Source organism: Clostridioides sp. ES-S-0005-03, from assembly GCF_020658455.1.
In the GTDB taxonomy this organism is placed as follows: domain Bacteria; phylum Bacillota; class Clostridia; order Peptostreptococcales; family Peptostreptococcaceae; genus Clostridioides.
Genome location: NZ_JACVWI010000001.1, coordinates 621,186 through 639,790, shown reverse-complemented (window position 1 = coordinate 639,790; position 18,605 = coordinate 621,186). Strand labels below are relative to the sequence as shown.

Annotated in this window: 14 protein-coding genes; 1 reads left to right on the top strand and 13 read right to left on the bottom strand. The window is 26.5% G+C overall.

Features of this window, described 5'->3' with window-relative positions:
• Positions 1-86: 86 nt before the first annotated feature.
• The 8 genes from IC218_RS03030 to IC218_RS02995 all read right to left on the bottom strand — a co-directional run bounded on the left by IC218_RS03030 (position 87) and on the right by IC218_RS02995 (position 9,179).
• Entirely contained in the window at positions 87-2,618 is a 2,532-nt protein-coding gene (locus tag IC218_RS03030; protein WP_227823787.1) for an FAD-dependent oxidoreductase, read from the bottom strand.
• Positions 2,619-2,725: 107 nt separating this feature from the next.
• Complete coding sequence (locus IC218_RS03025) at positions 2,726-3,343, bottom strand: PepSY domain-containing protein (RefSeq protein ID WP_227433082.1); 618 nt, start codon at positions 3,341-3,343, stop codon at positions 2,726-2,728.
• A 563-nt stretch (positions 3,344-3,906) separates the two neighbouring features.
• Positions 3,907-4,791 (bottom strand): mechanosensitive ion channel family protein, encoded by an 885-nt coding sequence (locus IC218_RS03020; RefSeq protein WP_227433080.1) that lies wholly within the window; start codon positions 4,789-4,791, stop codon positions 3,907-3,909.
• Positions 4,792-4,975: 184 nt separating this feature from the next.
• Complete coding sequence (locus IC218_RS03015; protein WP_227482403.1) at positions 4,976-6,226, bottom strand: MFS transporter; 1,251 nt, start codon at positions 6,224-6,226, stop codon at positions 4,976-4,978.
• A gap of 254 nt (positions 6,227-6,480) precedes the next feature.
• On the bottom strand, positions 6,481-7,245 hold the full coding sequence (locus IC218_RS03010) for an ABC transporter permease (protein ID WP_227433076.1): 765 nt from the start codon (positions 7,243-7,245) through the stop codon (positions 6,481-6,483).
• A complete protein-coding gene (locus tag IC218_RS03005) occupies positions 7,239-7,964 on the bottom strand; it encodes an ABC transporter ATP-binding protein (RefSeq protein WP_227433074.1) in 726 nt (241 codons plus the stop codon). Before IC218_RS03005 ends, IC218_RS03010 begins: the two co-directional genes overlap by 7 nt.
• A 1-nt stretch (position 7,965) precedes the next feature.
• The gene (locus tag IC218_RS03000) at positions 7,966-8,334 is read right to left on the bottom strand and encodes a GntR family transcriptional regulator (protein ID WP_227433073.1); all 369 of its coding nucleotides are present in this window, start codon (positions 8,332-8,334) and stop codon (positions 7,966-7,968) included.
• A 392-nt stretch (positions 8,335-8,726) separates the two neighbouring features.
• Positions 8,727-9,179 carry a DUF6194 family protein gene (locus tag IC218_RS02995; RefSeq protein WP_227482402.1) on the bottom strand — a complete coding sequence of 151 codons (453 nt, stop codon included), beginning with the start codon at positions 9,177-9,179 and terminating at the stop codon, positions 8,727-8,729.
• Between the two features lie 108 nt (positions 9,180-9,287).
• Between IC218_RS02995 and IC218_RS02990 the strand changes: the two genes are divergently transcribed.
• Complete coding sequence (locus IC218_RS02990; protein WP_227482401.1) at positions 9,288-10,247, top strand: helix-turn-helix transcriptional regulator; 960 nt, start codon at positions 9,288-9,290, stop codon at positions 10,245-10,247.
• Positions 10,248-10,439: 192 nt separating this feature from the next.
• On the opposite strand, the gene IC218_RS02985 is transcribed toward IC218_RS02990, so the two are convergent.
• The 5 genes from IC218_RS02985 to IC218_RS02965 form a co-directional block, all read right to left on the bottom strand.
• Entirely contained in the window at positions 10,440-11,984 is a 1,545-nt protein-coding gene (locus tag IC218_RS02985; protein WP_227823786.1) for a putative bifunctional diguanylate cyclase/phosphodiesterase, read from the bottom strand.
• A gap of 691 nt (positions 11,985-12,675) precedes the next feature.
• Entirely contained in the window at positions 12,676-14,748 is a 2,073-nt protein-coding gene (locus IC218_RS02980) for an ABC transporter permease subunit/CPBP intramembrane protease (protein WP_227823785.1), read from the bottom strand.
• A complete protein-coding gene (locus IC218_RS02975) occupies positions 14,749-15,543 on the bottom strand; it encodes an ABC transporter ATP-binding protein (RefSeq protein WP_227433060.1) in 795 nt (264 codons plus the stop codon). It abuts the gene before it with no gap.
• Positions 15,544-15,827: 284 nt separating this feature from the next.
• A complete protein-coding gene (locus IC218_RS02970; RefSeq protein WP_227823784.1) occupies positions 15,828-17,009 on the bottom strand; it encodes a metal-dependent hydrolase family protein in 1,182 nt (393 codons plus the stop codon).
• Between the two features lie 317 nt (positions 17,010-17,326).
• A complete protein-coding gene (locus tag IC218_RS02965) occupies positions 17,327-18,595 on the bottom strand; it encodes a hypothetical protein (RefSeq protein ID WP_227823783.1) in 1,269 nt (422 codons plus the stop codon).
• Positions 18,596-18,605: the final 10 nt, after the last annotated feature.

The window sequence follows — 18,605 nt, the reverse complement described above, 5'->3', positions numbered from 1 at the left end:
TTTTATTATATATTATAACAAAAAAGTCTTAAAATATGAATCTATCATATTTCAAGACTTTTTCTTTTTATCTAGATATATTTAAACTATAGTATATCTGACTTCATAACATCTTCAAAATCCCCTTTTTCAGATATTAATCTTATCAATTTAACAGTGCAACTTAAATCATTTATAAGTATAGCTCCTACTAATGAACCATCTTTCATAAATAATTTTTTATATACTCTTTTACCTTCATCTTTTGATGAAATTTCTTTATCAAAATCTTGTATATTACCAATACTAAATACTTTAACATTCATAGCATCTAATGAAACTGGATATACATCACTTTCAAATTTCAAACTATCTCCACTTGCATTTGCTCCTGCTATTTTTCCCATTTCTACTGAAGATGGCCATATTGCTAGACTAGTGTTTCCTACTTGTGCAACATCTCCACAAGCGTATATATCTTTAACATTTGTCTGTAATGTATTATCTACAACAATACCTCTATCAATTTTTACAGATGTATCTTGAACCATCTGAGTATTTGCTCTCACTCCAATTGAAAAGACTACCATATCACAGTCAACACTATTGCCATCTTTAAATACAACTTTTTGAGCCCTTCCATTGCCATCAATACCATCAACTGCCACACCTAATCTTACATCTATGCCTGTATCTCTTACACATTGCTCTAGTATTTTACTGCCTTCTTTATCAAGTTGTTTTGATAATATACCATCCATTGCTTCAACCACTACTACTTCTAAGCCTTTTAATTTAAATTCCCATGCTGCTTCAAGACCTAATAGTCCTCCACCAATTACTACAACTTTCTTAGACTTTTCTAATGCTTCTTTTACATTATATAAGTCTTTTATATTTCTAAGTGTAAATACATTTTCTAAATCATGACCTTTAATTGGTGGTATGAAATTTCTACTTCCTGTGGCTATTACAAGCTTATCAAATTTAATAGCTCCATCATTTACTACAATAGTTTTATTTGCTTCATCTAATTTATCTACATTTGTTCCTAATATTACTACTATGTTGTTTTCGTCATACCAAGCTTTATCTTCCATATAGAAATCAAAATTAAGTTCTTCATTTATACCATCAGAAAGTGCAGGTCTATAGTAAGTTAACTCTTCCTCATTAGAAATCATAGTTATCTTACAAGTCTTATTTCTTTTTCTTATAGCATCTGCTGCATAGAAACCAGCTGCACCATTTCCTACTATAACAAAATATTCGTCAGTATCTTTTCTAAAAGTAACCTCATCTTCTTCAACTTCTATAAATTGGTCCTCTTTGGCTCCACATACAGGGCATATACTAGGAGCACTATCTCCTTCAAATACTTCATTACAAATTACACATTTAAACTTTTTAGTCTTCTTTTTACTTCCAAAAGTAGAGTTTAACTTATCTAAGAATTTTCCTGTATAAGCATATAATTTGTCAACTTCTTCCCCTGATGGTTTAAAATTAACAGCAAATGGTTTCACTGTTGTCATTCTAAGCTGATTGATTCTCTCCATAGCATTTTCTATACCTTCTCCACTCCATCCATATGAACCAAATACTGATGCAACTTTTCCACCATGAAGAACTGGATTTAAAGATACTAATATATCCCATATAGGTTTTAATGCATCCCCTAATATTGTTGGTGTTCCAAATAATACACCTTGCGATACTGCTATTTTATCTAGAATTTCTTCTTGCTTATGCTCTATTACATCAAATAAATTTACTTTATAATTGCTATTTTTTTCAATATATGATTTTATAGCCTCTGCCATGATTTTTGTATATCCATGTGCAGAAACATAACAAATTGTAACTTCTTTTTCTAATTTTACTTGTTCATTTACACTCCATTTATAATAAAGGTCTATAATTTTTCTAGGATTTTCAGTCAATACTGGTCCATGACCTGGGCACACTGTGTCTATATCTAAATCTTTTATCTTTTCTATAGCAGTTACCATAGATGGTTTAAATGGCCCCATTATACAATCATAATAATATCTTAAGGCATCTAAGTAATCCTTTTCTTCATCTTCATTAAGAGTGTTTACTATCTTGTCATTACTATAATGACTTCCAAATGAATCACATGTTACAAGAGTTTTATCTTCTTTTATATATGTGTATATAGTATCTGGCCAATGAAGCATAGGTACAGAGAAGAATTCTAAAGTCTTATCGCCTATTGATAGCACATCTCCATCTGCAACTGCAATATATTCAAAGTCTTTGTTTACGATTTCCTTTAGATACTTAATAGCAGTTTCTGAAGCTACTACTTTTGCATTTTTTGCTAAATCTAATAGCTTTTCAACGCTTCCTGCATGGTCTGGTTCAGTATGACTTACCACAATATAGTCAATTTTTTCAAAGTCTATATTTAAATCATTTAATCTTTCAATATATTTCTCAAAATGTTTATCTTTAACTGTTTCAAATAAAACTGTTTTTTCTGTGCCTTTTAAGACATATGAATTATAAGTTGTTCCATAAGGTGTATACATAATTATGTCAAATACTCTTAAATCAGGGTCAAGTGAACCTACCCAATATAAATTTTCTTTTATTTTCAATGATTTTAATGACATACCGTACTCCTCCTAAAATAGTTATTTAACCTTTTTATACCCTATTTGTTATATTTTAAACAAATTTTATTCAAAAAAGAATTTATTTTAAAAGCAACTTGAAACTCTTAATCTTCTTTTTCTACCTCCAGTATAGTTCCTTTTTTAGAATCTACCTTTATGTCATATTCATTTTTATCTTTATCTATTCTTATTTTATAAAAAGTAACATCTAAATCTTTATCTAAACTCCATTCTTTTACTATTCCATCTTGTTCTTTCAATGCAATTTCCATAGCTTTTTGAGGTGTTATTATATCATTTAAATCTAATTTTTCTTTTCTAGCTTTACCATTTAAATCTTCTGAATCCAATTTTTCAGTTTTATCTTGCAATACATCCTTTGTATTAGCATCTATTTTCATCTTATACTCATTATTATCATCTACACCTTCAACAGTATAAACATATTTATTTAAATCGCTTTCAAGACTTAAATCTACTATATCAGCATCCTTATATTTGTCTTTAAACATATTTATTGCATCTGTATAAGGTACTTTGAAGTCTTGTTCCATTAAACTTTCATCAATTTTGCCATCTTTTAAATCACTATTTGAAGCATTTGCTTCTTTTTTTGTATTGCTATTTTGAGGTGCTTGTCCTGAATTTGAATTTCCACTACATGCAGTTAATAAACCTGCAATAAGTATACTTGCTACTAATAAATATAATTTTTTACACATAAAAATCCTCCTTAAATAATAATTAATTTATTCTATATTATGCCCTTTAAACCCTTCATTTACCCTTTTATATTGCATATTTTCCTTACTTTATTTTAATTATTTTCAAAGCTTTATAATCAAAAGCTAAAAATCTATTTTAATATTACTTATATGAAAATTAACCTAAATAATAAGATATGAGTACAAATTTTTAAATTTCTAATATAATACCTGTTTATAAATCATAGTTATTCTTAAAAATAGAAATGTTGAGATAAACTGAGATGAAATTGGATGATACACAAATATCCAAAGTTATACAACTTCTTATTATTTTAAAATACTGATATAAGATGACTTTCTGTCTATCGTAAAATAATATTTAACTATACGTGTATCGCTCAAAGATGAAATATTTTTAAAATCTATATAATATAATTTATTATACCAGAATTTTAAAATTTAAATCTATAAAATAGTAAAAATTATCATTAATTAAATATGAAAATAAAAAATCTACATAAAATAAAAACAACTAAAAGAGATGCTTTAAATAGCATCCCTTTTATATAATTAAAAACTTAAATTTTATTTAGTTCCCTAACTGTTAAATCCATTTTAGGATAAGGTATTGTAATTCCTTCTTCATCAAATCTAATTTTAACATCTTCTAATAAATCAAGGTAAATTGTCCAATAGTCTTCTGTCTTACACCAAGCCCTAATTGCAAATTTAATGGCATTATCTCCATGTTCTACTACTCCTATAAATGGTTCTGGTTCATTTATTATTAATTTATGTCTATTTACAATTTCTTTTAAGACTCTTCTAACATGTAATATATCATCTTCATATCCTACACTAAAAACTAAATCAACCCTTCTAGTATTTTTTGCAGAATAATTTATCAGACTATCATTTGATACAGAGCCATTTGGTATAAGTATCTGCTTATTATCTGGAGTAGCTAATTGAGTATAAAAAAGTCCTATTTGCTCAACTGTTCCTCCATGACCTGCTGCTTCTATGTAATCTCCTACTTTAAAAGGTCTAATCAAAAGTATAATAAATCCTCCAGCAAAATTTGATAAACTACCTTGCAGCGCTAAACCTATCGCTACCCCTGCTGAAGCTATTACAGCAGCAAAACTAGATAAACTCATCCCCCAGTATTCAAGAACAACTATTATAACAGCAACTTTAAGTACACTTAAAAGAAGAGATTTCAAAAACCTTCTTAAAGTTAAATCGACATCTCTTTTGCCAAGAACTGTCATGACATGGTTTACAATTTTTTTTATTATTTTAAATCCAATTGAAAGTATGAGTAAACCTATTATAAGTTTTACTCCACTTGTAGTTGCCCATTCCAAAAGGCTTTCCATCAAACCACCCATGTCCATTTTATTAATATCTAGATTATTTAAATCTAACTTACTTATATCATCTATTTTTGTTGTATCCATAGAAAAAACTCCTTACTTTATATTTTAGAACCAATACTATAGTTTAAAGTTCTTATTTTTCTATTTAATATGATACAATATCATTTAATCATAGTAAACAAGATTTATATTCCAGTTAGCTCTTTTTTCTAAATCCAAACCTTCTATTATTTGTAGAACTTTATGCTAAGCCACTATGAAAATGCTATTGAGTTTTAAAATCATCATTTTTTACACCAATATGAGATGCTATTATAGTTATAATACTTAATACTATAAATACAATAAATCCTCTTTTATATCCATCAACTGTATTATAGAAATTTATTTGTAAAGATATAGCTATGATTAAATTAATAATACCACTTCCTATAAATTCAAAGGTATTAATAACACTAGTTGCCAATCCAGAATAAATCTCTTTATTTTTATATTTAGCATCATTAAATACTTGTAGATGTGACATGACTATACACCCCATTATAAAAAATGCTACTGGTAAAAACATTATTGGTGGTTTTACTTTAAAAACAATTACAATTATTATCCATATAAATAAGTCTATCATTGCACCATATTTTATTATGTTAAACTTGCTAGACTTTATTTTTGCAAACACAAAATCCATGATTATTGAACCAAATATAAATCCATATGTAAAAAATGATACTATAAACGCAGAAAAACTCTTACTAACTCCATAAACATCCATTATGTATCTTACTCCCCAAAGACTTGTAAATGCACTTGTTAAACCTACAAAAGAAAACATTATTATTGAATTATACCATGTTGACTTATTAATTATAACGGACTTAATCCCTTCAATAATACTAATTTTTTCTGATTCTTCATAAATATCAACATTTACATTAAATCCATATTCTCTTGGTGTATCTCTAACAATAATATACATACAACATCCAATTAAAATACCTATTATACCTATTAATAAAAATGAATTTCTCCAACCAATAAATTCGGACAAAAATACTAGCGGAAAAGTAGCAAGAACTCCTCCCACATTTCCAACAAATGAGAACTTAGCTGTTGCAGAAGCAAACTCCGATTTATCAAACCATCTACCTTGAATTTTTAAGATACAGAGTAATATTACTGATGTTCCTGCTCCTACAACTATACGAGAAAGATATGCTAATTCTATATTTTGTATTAATCCAAATAGTATCGAACCTATACTAGCCGTTATTATTCCAATACTACTAATCTTTCTTGCTCCATATTTATCAATTAATATACCTGCTGGTATTTGCATAAGTGCATATGAGTAAAGGCAAAATGATGCTATATTTGATATTTGTATAGAATTAAACCCTAACTCTTTTGCTAAATTATCTGAGACAACAGCAGTTGACATCCTTAAAAATAAGACTAAAATAAATGAAAATGTAATTATGCCCCAAACACTCCATTTAGTCTTTGTATAACTTTTCATATTTTCTCCCTCAAATCTATGTAATTTTAACTTTTATTACTCTGTTTGTAGACTTTCTATTTACAGTATTTGTTTATAAGAATTTTGTAATTATTTATCAAAATTTTTAATATGCATTTCTATTATACAATACACATACACATTTAACCATATATAAGAATTTATTCCTGTTTATATAATACTTAATTAATTCTTAAAGTAAACAAGAGCCATCTTTTAAAGTAACTCTAAAAGATGGCTCTTTATAAAAATATCTATTCTAAATTTAAATTTCTATCTAGTATATATTTTGTAGCAATAAATAATATTACTAAAATTATAATACTACCAAGTATAGCAAACATAAAATGAGAACTTTGATATAAATGATAAATCATGTTAGTATTTTCTCCTGGTAAAAATCTTTCAATTGTACTACCAACAGTTGATATTATCATATTTATAATTATAAAAGAAACAAATGCAGATACATTTCTATGTTTATTAAACTTTGGTAATTGCCCCATTGAAATTGCTGTATATAGCAATAAAATAAATGAAGTATATGAAATAAGCATTGTTAATAATAGCAAGAACATATCTAAAAAATTTTCAAACCCCAATCTGAAAACATTATTAAAAAAATCTAAAATCTCAGCAAATGCAATTCCAGAAGCACTAAAAAACATTAGTACTGCAAATGTACCTACTGCAACTATAAAACTAAGTACCGCATATATAAGTGCTGTTATACATTTGGATAATATAAGTGAACTAGTACTAACAGGAAGAGTAAACATTAAATAGCCTTCATCTCCCAAAAGATTTTTTCTAAATCTTTGAATTGTAACTACAATAGTTAAAACACCCAGTGCCATAAAAAGACTTGTAAGTACAAGTATTCCTATTCCTTGTATTTGGAATATATCAATCTTCATAAATATTCCATTTAATATAGCCACTACTATTATAGCTATATATAATGGTATAAACGTTCTTCCACTTGCCTTTAACTCATATTTTAATAGTTTTCCTAACATTTGAATTCCTCCCTAAATAATGCATCTATAGATTTACCTTTTTCCTCTCTTATTGATTCAACATCTCCTTGTAGTACTATCTCACCTTTAGATATAAATATTACTTCATCACATATATTTTCTATCTCACTTATTAAATGAGTTGCAATCAGCAAAGTACTATCCTCATAATAGTTTTTTAGTATAGTCTTAAGTATATATGACCTTGCAGCTGGGTCAACACCTCCAATAGGCTCATCTAAAATATATATATTTGCTTTTCTTGACATGACCAGAATAAGTTGTACTTTTTCTTTAGTTCCTTTAGACATTGTTTTTAATTTTTCATCTACATCAATATCTAAACTCTTAATCATTTCATTTGCCCTTCTAACATCAAAATCACTATAAAAATCATAGAAAAATTTAAGTAAATCTGATACTTTCATCCAGTCGTTTAAATAAGTTCTTTCTGGTAGGTATGATACTATTTTCTTTGTTTCTATAGATGGCTTCATTCCATTTATCATAATTTCACCATCATCAGGTTGTAATAATCCATTCATCAATTTAATCATTGTACTTTTACCACTTCCATTAGGACCTAACAAGCCAACTATTTTTCCTTTTGGTATATTCAACTCAACATTCTTTAAAACCTTTTTAGTTCCATAGCTTTTATTTACACCTTTAAATTCAACTATGTCATTTTGAGAAACATCATTTATATTTTTATCCATTTTATAATTCTCCTTTCAAATTTTCTGTTATAAGTTTTAACATTTCATCTTCGTCATATCCAAGTTTTACTAAAGTCTCTTTTAATGTATTTATTTCAACATTGGCTATTTCCTCTTTCATAGCTTTTATTTTTTCCTTATCATCTGTTACAAATCTTCCTTTTGTTCTTTGGCTATAAACCAATCCTTGTCTTTCCAGTTCTGTTAAAGCTTTTTGCATCGTATTTGGATTAACTTCAGCATCCTCAGCAAGTGCTCTTACTGTTTCTAATTTAGAACCTATTTTTATTTCCCCTGAAACTATTTTTAACTTTAGATGTTCTACTAATTGTATATATATAGGTTTGTTATTATCAAGTTCCCATTCCATATTCATGCCTCCTCATTGTGTTATTATATTATTGTATTAATAACCTAATACAATAATATAATAATACAGCTCATATGTCAACTATTTTTAAATAAAATTATGAATATCTACAAGCTTTTTCATTTAAAGATAGTTTTTATAAAAAATAGCATTTTAAAACCTACTATTAAACCTCAAAATCTTCAAGTCTAAATAGGTATAATACAAGAAATTTCCTTAATCACTATGTTTTTTGATATTTCATTTGGTATTTATTTTTCTCTTGTCTGACTTAGAGATTTACATTCAAGGCTACCAAATTTTATATGAATCTATAAGAATATATGAAGTGAAAAAATAGAATTGTATTTTCAGGTTTCAGTAGCCTTTATTATAATTATGTTCACATGCTATTACTTTTTTATCCTTTTAGCAAATTTTTCCTTAGCAAAATCGTATGACTCTTGTATCATTACTTTTAATTCTTTAAATGTTTTTTCTGAAGGATTTAAGACACACACCCATCCCATCCATGCATAAACAGGATGAGGCATAATTGTATCCAGTTTTGTAAAATCAAAGTCCATTTTCACAATTTGCCCAGCATCTGGTCGTTTTGGGATATTATCAAACCTTTTAATAAATGTTTCCTTTTTCAAGCATACATTTACACGATAAACATTACTTCGGTTTAGTGATGAACTTTTGTCATTTTCACCATCTTTTTCTTTGATAGTAAGAACATATACTCCTTTCTTTAAAATACCATTAGGATTATAAAATATCCCTCTTTCCCCCCAATTTTCTGTTAAAACAACATCATCTAAATTTGATACACAGTAATTGAATATATCGTCAGCTTTCATATTAAATATCCATCCTTTCTATAATATTTATATTGCTTTCAACACGATAATATCCTATCATATAATAGTGACAATAATTGTCACTATTGTAAAAAAAGGAGTAGAAAAATGTCAAAGGCTGAGCGCTTAATTGAATTGATGATAACTATAAATGCAAAAAGAAATTTTACTCTAAGAGAATTGGCTGAAGAATTTTGTGTATCAAAACGAACAATACTTAGAGATTTACAAGCTTTAGAAAGCATGGGATTCCCTCTATATTCAAAAACAGGAGCAACAGGTGGTTATCATATGTTAAAAGAACGTATACTACCACCAATTACCTTTTCAGAAAGTGAAGCAAAAGCAATATTTTTTGCCTATCAATCGTTAGCTTTTTATCGTGATTTGCCATTTGAACAAGAGAGAGTCTCTGTATTAAAAAAGTTTTTAAATTGTCTACCAGCAGATGTACAACATAATATTACTCAAATACAAAATAAAATTGTATTCTGGACACCAGATAGACATTGCTCTTCTCCCTTGCTAAAAGAACTATTTAACATAATTACAAATAATTCTGCTCTTACAGTTCAATATTCATCAAATAAAAACCAAAGTATCAGAACTATTATACCTGTTGGTTTATATGCAATGAATGGTCTTTGGTACTGTCCAGCGTATTGCTTAAAGTCAAAATCTATCCGTGAATTTCGTGTAGACAGAATTGAAAAGATTGTAAGTATAGAAAATATAACAAGTTCAAAATACAGTATTCCAAATTCAATACATGAATATCTTGAAAATTTAGAAGTTGCTAAAGATTATCATATTAAAATTCAACTAACAGATATAGGAGTAAAACGCTGTGAGGCAGAATTTCTATTAGCAAAAGGATTGACTGTTTTTCCTAATGGCGGTTACATAGATATGTATATCTCAAAAACAACACTAAACTGGGTAGCTGAATATTTCTTGTCATTTGGAAAAGAGGCCACAGTACTAGAACCAATTGAGCTTAAAACATTGATAAAATCAAAAGTTCAGGAATTATACAATCATTACTGCAAAATAAACACTGGAGTGTAATGTCAATGGATGCTATCAATATATACTACATTCTAGTGTTTTGTCTAATCTGTATGAGATAAGACTATATTTATATTTGTTAATGTTTACATATTTTAATAAATAAATGTATAAAAATCCACATAAAAAAATGAACTCTAGCTTAAAGTTCATTTTTAATATAACTTATTCATTTTTTATAAAGTAAACTGATTATTCTTTTGCTGAAGTGTATGCAATCAATTTTTCAAATTCTTCAATTGGCATTGGTTTTCCAAATAGATATCCTTGTGCCATATCACATTTGACTTCCTTCAATAGTTTAAACTGTGCTTCTGTCTCTACACCTTCAGATATTACTTTCATCCCCAATTCCTTTGCCATCTCTACAACTTTAGTAACAATTATTTTACTTCTCTTACTATTATATGTTTCCATGATAAATTTTTGGTCAAGTTTTAAAATATCCATAGGAATTTCTTTTAACATATTTAATGATGAATACCCTGAACCAAAATCATCCATAGATATTAAAAAACCTATCTCTTTTAAACTATTCATTATATCAATTAAAATATCAAAATTATCAAATATAATACTCTCAGTTAATTCAAGTTCTATATATTTTGCAGGTATATTGTACTTGTCAATTATATTTTTATAGGTTTCTATAAAATTATTACAATATAAATGTATTCTTGATACATTAACTGAAATAGTTAATGGGTTTATACCTGTGTTAATCCATTTTCTAAGTTGTATACAAACTTCTTCTAGTACATATAAATCTAAATTTATTATAAAACCATTTTTCTCAAAAAATGGTATAAACTCATTTGGAGGAATTAATCCCTTATCACGACTTTTCCATCGTACAAGCGCTTCCGAACCTTGTATTTCTCCCGTATTTAGTTCTATTTTAGGTTGCAAGTATACTATGAACTCTTTATTTTCTAAGCTTGAGAACATTGTATTTTCCATCTCTTTTTCTTTTATTTCTTGATCATGAATCTTGTTGTCATAAAATGCATATGAACTTTTATGTCCTCCCTTTGCCATTTTATGAGGTATATTAGCTCTATCTATTATTGGGTTGATATCTTTATCTTCTGGAAGTATAAAGTATATTCCACAACTTAAAACTAATTTATATTTTTCTTCCTGATTATTATTAAATAAATCCAATTCTTTAAATATACATTCTAATCTATTTATTATATCTTCTTCTTCTCTATATTTCATGATTATTGTGAAATTATCAGCAGATATCCTTGCAAATATTTCTTCTTCAAATATATTATGTTTAATAATATTTGTTAAACTACATAAAATTTTATTTCCCACTTCATATCCAAACAAATCATTTATATACTTAAATTTATCAATATCTATATATAATAACGCATATTTCTCTTGAGTGTTTTTGCTTAATATTTTTTTAGCATCAATTACAAATTTATCCATAGTACTTGCTCCTGTAAGACCATCTGTATATACTATCTTTTGCAATTTAACTCTTAAACTTAATTTATCATATATTATATAAAAAATAAGTACTAGACATATTATCGTCATAATAAATATTATCTGCAATGCATAGTAGCTAATAAATTGTTTATTAAATAATCTGAATTCAAGGTTATTTATGGAGTTATTTTTATAAAGCTTATGTAAAGAATAGACTGGTGTTGTATATTTAACTTGTAAAATTATACAAATAAATAAAAAAACCATTAATTTTTTTTGTAATTTCCTCATAAAAATTTCCTCCCATTAAAGCACCTCTATTTGATTATAAATCACTAGCAAACAAACACATTTCAAAAGTTTCCATTTCTTGTAAAATGGATAGTTTATATTTATTTTAAAATTTGTAAAATTTTGCTATACTATATATATAGAATATGTTATATTAGTTGTCTTTCCTATTGATTTATACATTTCATATCGGTATAATAGAAAATAAATTGGATTATTTTGGCATATAATTATTGATGAAAAGCCTATATCTTTCTATGAATTTTCTGAAAAATTTTATTTTTATATTATAATTATATTAATTTTTAATAAAAACTATCCATTTTACAAGAAATGACTACTTTTTATTAAAACACAGTATTTCCAATACATTCACCTTTAAAATTTCATTATGTTTTTCTTCTTCTATTCATTTCGACAAATCAACACTTAATTTTTATAATTAACTAAATTGAATAATATTTAATATAAATTTTTTAATATGCCATTTTTACCTAATTTTTTAAAGTCATTTTTTAGATATAAACTCTTTATAAATTCATTTATATAATTAAAATATTATATAAATGAATTTATAAAGAGTTTATATAATGAATAAATAAATAAAATAACACTAAAGTATATATAAATAAAGCAATACTTATATATTTTAGTGTTATTTATTATCTCAATATATTTAAGAAATTTATATTTAATTTTTTAAATCTTTTCTGTATAAAAGTCTCATTCCTAATATAACTAATATAAAGCTTATTACAAGAACTAAAGCAAATTTAAATATATTTAAATTTGAAAAATCAACCTCAATAAACTTATATAAGTTAGCTATATTTCCTGTTGCATAATGGCTTACTATAACCGCTACACTATTATTTAAGAAATGTAATAACATTGATACAAATATAGAGCCAGACTTATATACACTGTATGCAAATATGATTCCTAATATTGATGTTGGAATTATTCTTATAAAATCCATATGCATAATACCAAACAATACTCCACTACATATTATTGCTAACTTTACAGACTTAACTCCATTTTTGGATTTACTAAATGCAGAAAATATAAAACCTCTAAAAAATATTTCTTCACATATAGCTGGCAATAATCCTATTATCAATAAATTCAATAAAAATTTATCCTTCATAAAAAGAGATTTATTTAAACTCTCAGCCACTTCCATATTTTGAGGAAATAAAAATAAAATTAACTGAGTTATAATCATAATAATTATGTATCCTCCAACCCAAAGAACAACGCCTCCTAAGAGATGTTTTAATGTTGGAATCTTTATACTAAATACTTCTCTAAAATCAGCTTTGATATAATATGCAAATATTAGTGGTAAAGCAATTATCATAACTTGTGTCATTACAATACCTGCTGTTCCAAATTTAATTTGAACCAAAGAACCAACATAAATTAAAAGAACTAATCCTACTGCATACAAAATAATACCATCACTCACAGTTGGTATAGACCCTTTTTTTATATTGCATCTTTTCTCCAAGAAAGAAAAACTCTTACTATTTCCAAAAAGTATTTCTTCAGAATTAAACATTTTAGACAGAAGTATAATTGCCAATATTACAAAAGCTATATTTGATGTTAAAACTAGTGCTATCAGATTTAAATCACTTTTAAAAGACAATACACTTTTTATAAGTAATGATATATTTACCACAGGTATTACAGCTGTTACTCTATCCAATACTATATTGGGTATCATAGAAACATAAGATGGTATCATAATAACCAACATAAGAGGAGTTATATAGTTTTGAGCATCTTTAAAACTTTTTGCTAGTGAACATACACACATACTTATTGCTGCAACTACCATTGAAAACAGACATACACATATTAAAGTAGTAATAACTGGTAAAACTAAATCTCCATAATTAAAATTTCCAAAACCAAACTGGCTACTAAGACCACCACTAACTAAAATAAATGCCATCGTTAATCCCATAGATAAAATATTTAAAATTGCTGTTACTATTGCACTAAGGGAAACAGCCATATATTTTCCCATTACTAATTCTAAATTCGATATTGGGAGTGTAAATAAAGTTTCTAGTGTACCTCTTTCCTTTTCTCCAGCCATAACATCTATTGCTGGATATATTGAACCAAGCAAAACTCCTATTATTAATATAAATGGTAATATCTGACCTAAAAAGTAACCTGCTACTTCTTCTGTTTTTGCAACATCTATAGTACTGTATGTTATAGGTTCTAATGTACTCTGTGCATCTAATCCTTTTTCAGCTAAAGTATTTTCTACAGTAAGTCTCTTGTATTTATCTAAAACAGTTTCAATTCTTTTTACAGAATTAGAAGAATTTTCCTGAGATGAATTCATATATATTTTATAACTTGTAGCTGATTGCTTTTCTTCTATTTTTATGTAGGCATCAATTTTATTTTCTTCTAAAGACTTCTTATAATTATCAACACTTAATATTTTTATCTTGCCTTTATCATTTGTAGTATCTTTATTGTTCCCAGTGTCTCCCTCTAAATTATTCTCCTTTTCAATCATTGATACAAGCACTTTATTGGGTGTACTATCAAAAGCTATATTAATATCTTTACTATTCATACTATTTGCGGACATATTCATTACCTGAATCATCAACAACATAAGCAAAGGATATAAAAGAAGTGGTATAACAATCATCATAAATAAAGTCTTTTTGTCTCTTAGTATGTCTAACATTTCTTTTTTGAATATGTATTTTACAATTTTACTTCTCATCTAAACCTCCTCCATTCTAGCAAGATTTATAAACACATCTCTCAAGTTGTTTACTCCTGATTCTTCTTTTAAACTTTCTGGAGTCCCTGATGCAATTATTTTTCCATTATGAATCATTAAAATCTTATCACATAAAATTTCTGCTTCTTCCATATAATGAGTTGAATAAAGTACAGTTTTTCCTATTAACTTTTCATTTTTCATAAAGTCTATTATAGATGCACTACTCAAAACATCAAGACCTAATGTCGGCTCATCAAAAATATATACTTTTGGGGAATGTATTAAGCAACGAGCTATAGATGTTCGCTGTGTCTGACCAGTTGATAGATTTTCAATTCTGTTGTCTATAAACTCATTCATATCCATTACTTTTACAACATTTTTAATTGATTCTTCTATTTCTTCTTTTGTCATTTCATATAAACTTCCAAAAGTTGTTAAAAGTTCTCTAGGAGAAAGTCTCCCATACAGCTTTGTATTTCCAGATAGATATCCTATTTCTTTTTTTGCTGAATTTCTATCTATTGAATAATCATATCCAGAAACACTTATATTTCCTGATGTTGGTGTTAATATTCCTCCTAACATTCTAAGTAATGTTGTTTTTCCAGCACCATTGGGTCCTAATATTCCAACTATCTCACCTTCTTCAACACTAAAAGAAACATTATTTACAGCAAGAAAGTCTTCTTTTTTAGTTTTAATCTTCTTTAATTTTTTTATCGAACTTTTACTTTTATCATCTTTTACAACCCTTGTAAAAGATTTACATAATTTATCTACCTCTATCATTTACCAACTTGCTCCTTTCTTATTTATAGATATATTTATATAAATATAACATATAAACCTTTTTTATATACTGTTTTTTATTTTAAAATATATTATTTATAAAAACACATATATTTACATGACAAATTATTACTTTTTATTCTTTTATAATATATATATTAACTAATGGATATAAAATAACATATGAATTTTTAAAGTATTAATAAATATTATCAATAAAAAAAGTGTCTCTAATCTTTTAAACATTCTTTCAGACACTTTTTTCTAATTTCTCTTTTATTTTATTATCTAACTTTTTTGCCAAGTTTAAATACTGATAAAACATCTGACATTACATCTATATTATCTATAGGATTTCCATTTACCACTATCACATCTGCTTTCTTTCCTTTTTCTAGAGTTCCATAATTTTTATCAATTCTTAAAAGTTCGGATGCAGTTTTTGTAGCTGCTACTATTACATCCATGTTATCCATACCATAATCTGACATTAATTTCATTTCATAATACGTCTTTCCATGTTCATTATAAGAAGTTCCTGCGTCAGAACCAACTGCAATTTTAATTCCTTTTTTATACGCTTTTAAGAATGATTCCTTATGAGGAATAGCAACAATTTCGCACTTTCTAAGAGTAGCCTCAGTTATTCCACTTTCTTTTCCTGCATTTAAAATAAAATATGGTGCAGCAACTGTTGGAACTAGATATGTTCCTTTTTCAAGCATCAAATCAATTATTTCATCATCTAAATAAACACCATGCTCTATAGAAGTAATACCTGCAAGAACTGCATTTTTTATACCAGTTCTTCCTTGTGCATGTGTAGCAGTTATTTTACCTGCTTTTATAGCTTCATCTACAGCAGCCTTCATTTCCTCTAAAGTCAACTGTGGTGAACCTGGCTCAACACCATCAGTTGTTACACCTCCAGTAGCCATTATCTTTACACAATCTACTCCATTTTTTAAAACTGTTCTAGCTGATTTTCTACATTCATCTACTCCATCACTTTCAATACCAAAATAGTATCCATGTCCTCCTGTCATACATATAACTGGACCTGAAGTAACTATACCAGGACCATCTATAGATCCTTTGTCTATAAGATTTTTAAGTTGTACATCCACATATTTCGGACAACCTAGACTTCTAATATATGTTACTCCTGAATCTAAATATGCATCAAGTTGTTTTATTGTATTTACTACAAGCTCTACATCAGATACATTCTCATAATAAACTTTTGGATTTCCTACTGGTTCCATTGTCAAATGCACATGACAATTCATAATTCCTGGCATAACAGTTTTATCTAGGTAATCATACACCTCATATCCACTTAAATCTTCTCTTATATCTTCAATTTCAAGTATAGTATCTCCATCAATAATTATACCTTTATTCTCCATAATACTATTTCCTGTTCCATCAATTAAATTTCCTGCTTTTATATACTTTTTACTCATTTTTAAATTATCCCCCTCTTCAAGTATAATGTATTATTTATTTATTATTTTTAATATTCTAATAATTAATTCTACCACTATATTACTATCATTTCAAATTTAAGTGAATTAAATATCGGATTAAACTAGAATATATTATAATATTAGAATATTTATAATATGTAAAAGATATTAATCAAATTGCTTTTATATCAATGCTAAAATAAGACAAGATAATCAAAATGTATATAATTATCTTGTTTTATTTTTATCTATTCATTTTTATATTTTACATGAAAAAATATCTAAATTTAAAGTTATTTGATTAATACTATTATTTAATTTGCTACAAAGAATAACTTATCTTGTAAACTTACATCTCCATTTATCAATTCAGCTTCATATACTGTTTTTTTAAGATTCATATCAAATACTTGAAATTTTATTGGCTTGGTTCCAACTATATCAGAAGTAACTCCACTTCCTTTTTTCTCTCCTGAAATAGTTTCCTTTACACTTGAAATAGAGTATATTTTATCGTCTAATAACTTAACTTTCCTAACACCAGATAGTGCTTCATCATAATCTACTTTTAAATTAAGCCTTTCATAATCTTCTAGTTTAATTTCATTAGAATCAACACTATAAACAAGATTAATTATAAAACGACTCTTATCTGTAACTATAATATTTAGTTTGTTATCTTTAACGATATAGTCTAACTTTGTTTTACTCAATAAGCCCATTTCCCCTTGGTCAGCATTTTTTTCTTTATTTAAATTATCCATAAACTTGTTACTTTTATCGAAAGAATTCTCTTCTATATCATACACAATGAAATCTGAATAATTATCATGCCCTTCAATGTCACCATTTATCTCTTTGTTGTTTAACCTCTCTAAATAAAGTTTACTTCCAATAGAAAATTTAATCTCATTAATATTTTGTTGGTATTTACTTTGTGAGTCTAAATTAAATCTATTTAATAATTTATAGGATTTATTTTTTATATCTACCTTTAATATACAAATATTATTGACTGTAACACCTGAAACATTTGTTTCACTAATCACCATATATAAATTTCCTCTATATATTTTGTTAAAAATAGTTTGCCAACTATTTTCTTTAAAATCAGATTTTTTTAAATCAATATCAAAATTTTCTTCTAAGCCACTTTTCAAATTTTTATTTGAAACTTTTATATAATCATTTAAATTGTTTCTTTCCTGTACTGAATTAGACTTAGTAGAAGTATATGCTACCCCTATATTCAAATCATCTTTATATATAAATTCGATTCCTTTACCATCAATAAAATCGCTGTATTTCTTATCAATATGCAAATAATCATTTCCAATTTTAGTTTTAGGATTTATATCATTTCTTGTCCCATTTTTACTTATGGTTACTTCTTCATAAGTATATCTACTTATATTTGGTGTATATACTAAACTAACTCTTCCTATATCCTTTAGATTACCATTTAAAGTTCTTATAGATAATTTATTTTTACTAAGACAACTCAATATCAAAGTCATAATAATCATTGATAAACATACTGTTATAAAACATATTGTATATTTTCCTAATTTCTTTTCTCTCATATATACACCT

Bases quoted from the DNA above. Each gene is read 5' to 3' on its own strand.
- IC218_RS03030 (WP_227823787.1), bottom strand. From the start codon at position 2,618: ATGTCATTAAAATCATTGAAAATAAAAGAAAATTTATATTGGGTAGGT.
- IC218_RS02990 (WP_227482401.1), top strand. From the start codon at position 9,288: ATGTCAAAGGCTGAGCGCTTAATTGAATTGATGATAACTATAAATGCA.
- IC218_RS03020 (WP_227433080.1), bottom strand. From the start codon at position 4,791: ATGGATACAACAAAAATAGATGATATAAGTAAGTTAGATTTAAATAAT.
- IC218_RS02985 (WP_227823786.1), bottom strand. From the start codon at position 11,984: ATGAGGAAATTACAAAAAAAATTAATGGTTTTTTTATTTATTTGTATA.
- IC218_RS02995 (WP_227482402.1), bottom strand. From the start codon at position 9,179: ATGAAAGCTGACGATATATTCAATTACTGTGTATCAAATTTAGATGAT.
- IC218_RS02975 (WP_227433060.1), bottom strand. From the start codon at position 15,543: ATGATAGAGGTAGATAAATTATGTAAATCTTTTACAAGGGTTGTAAAA.
- IC218_RS02970 (WP_227823784.1), bottom strand. From the start codon at position 17,009: ATGAGTAAAAAGTATATAAAAGCAGGAAATTTAATTGATGGAACAGGA.
- IC218_RS03015 (WP_227482403.1), bottom strand. From the start codon at position 6,226: ATGAAAAGTTATACAAAGACTAAATGGAGTGTTTGGGGCATAATTACA.
- IC218_RS03025 (WP_227433082.1), bottom strand. From the start codon at position 3,343: ATGTGTAAAAAATTATATTTATTAGTAGCAAGTATACTTATTGCAGGT.
- IC218_RS03005 (WP_227433074.1), bottom strand. From the start codon at position 7,964: ATGGATAAAAATATAAATGATGTTTCTCAAAATGACATAGTTGAATTT.
- IC218_RS02965 (WP_227823783.1), bottom strand. From the start codon at position 18,595: ATGAGAGAAAAGAAATTAGGAAAATATACAATATGTTTTATAACAGTA.
- IC218_RS03000 (WP_227433073.1), bottom strand. From the start codon at position 8,334: ATGGAATGGGAACTTGATAATAACAAACCTATATATATACAATTAGTA.
- IC218_RS03010 (WP_227433076.1), bottom strand. From the start codon at position 7,245: ATGTTAGGAAAACTATTAAAATATGAGTTAAAGGCAAGTGGAAGAACG.
- IC218_RS02980 (WP_227823785.1), bottom strand. From the start codon at position 14,748: ATGAGAAGTAAAATTGTAAAATACATATTCAAAAAAGAAATGTTAGAC.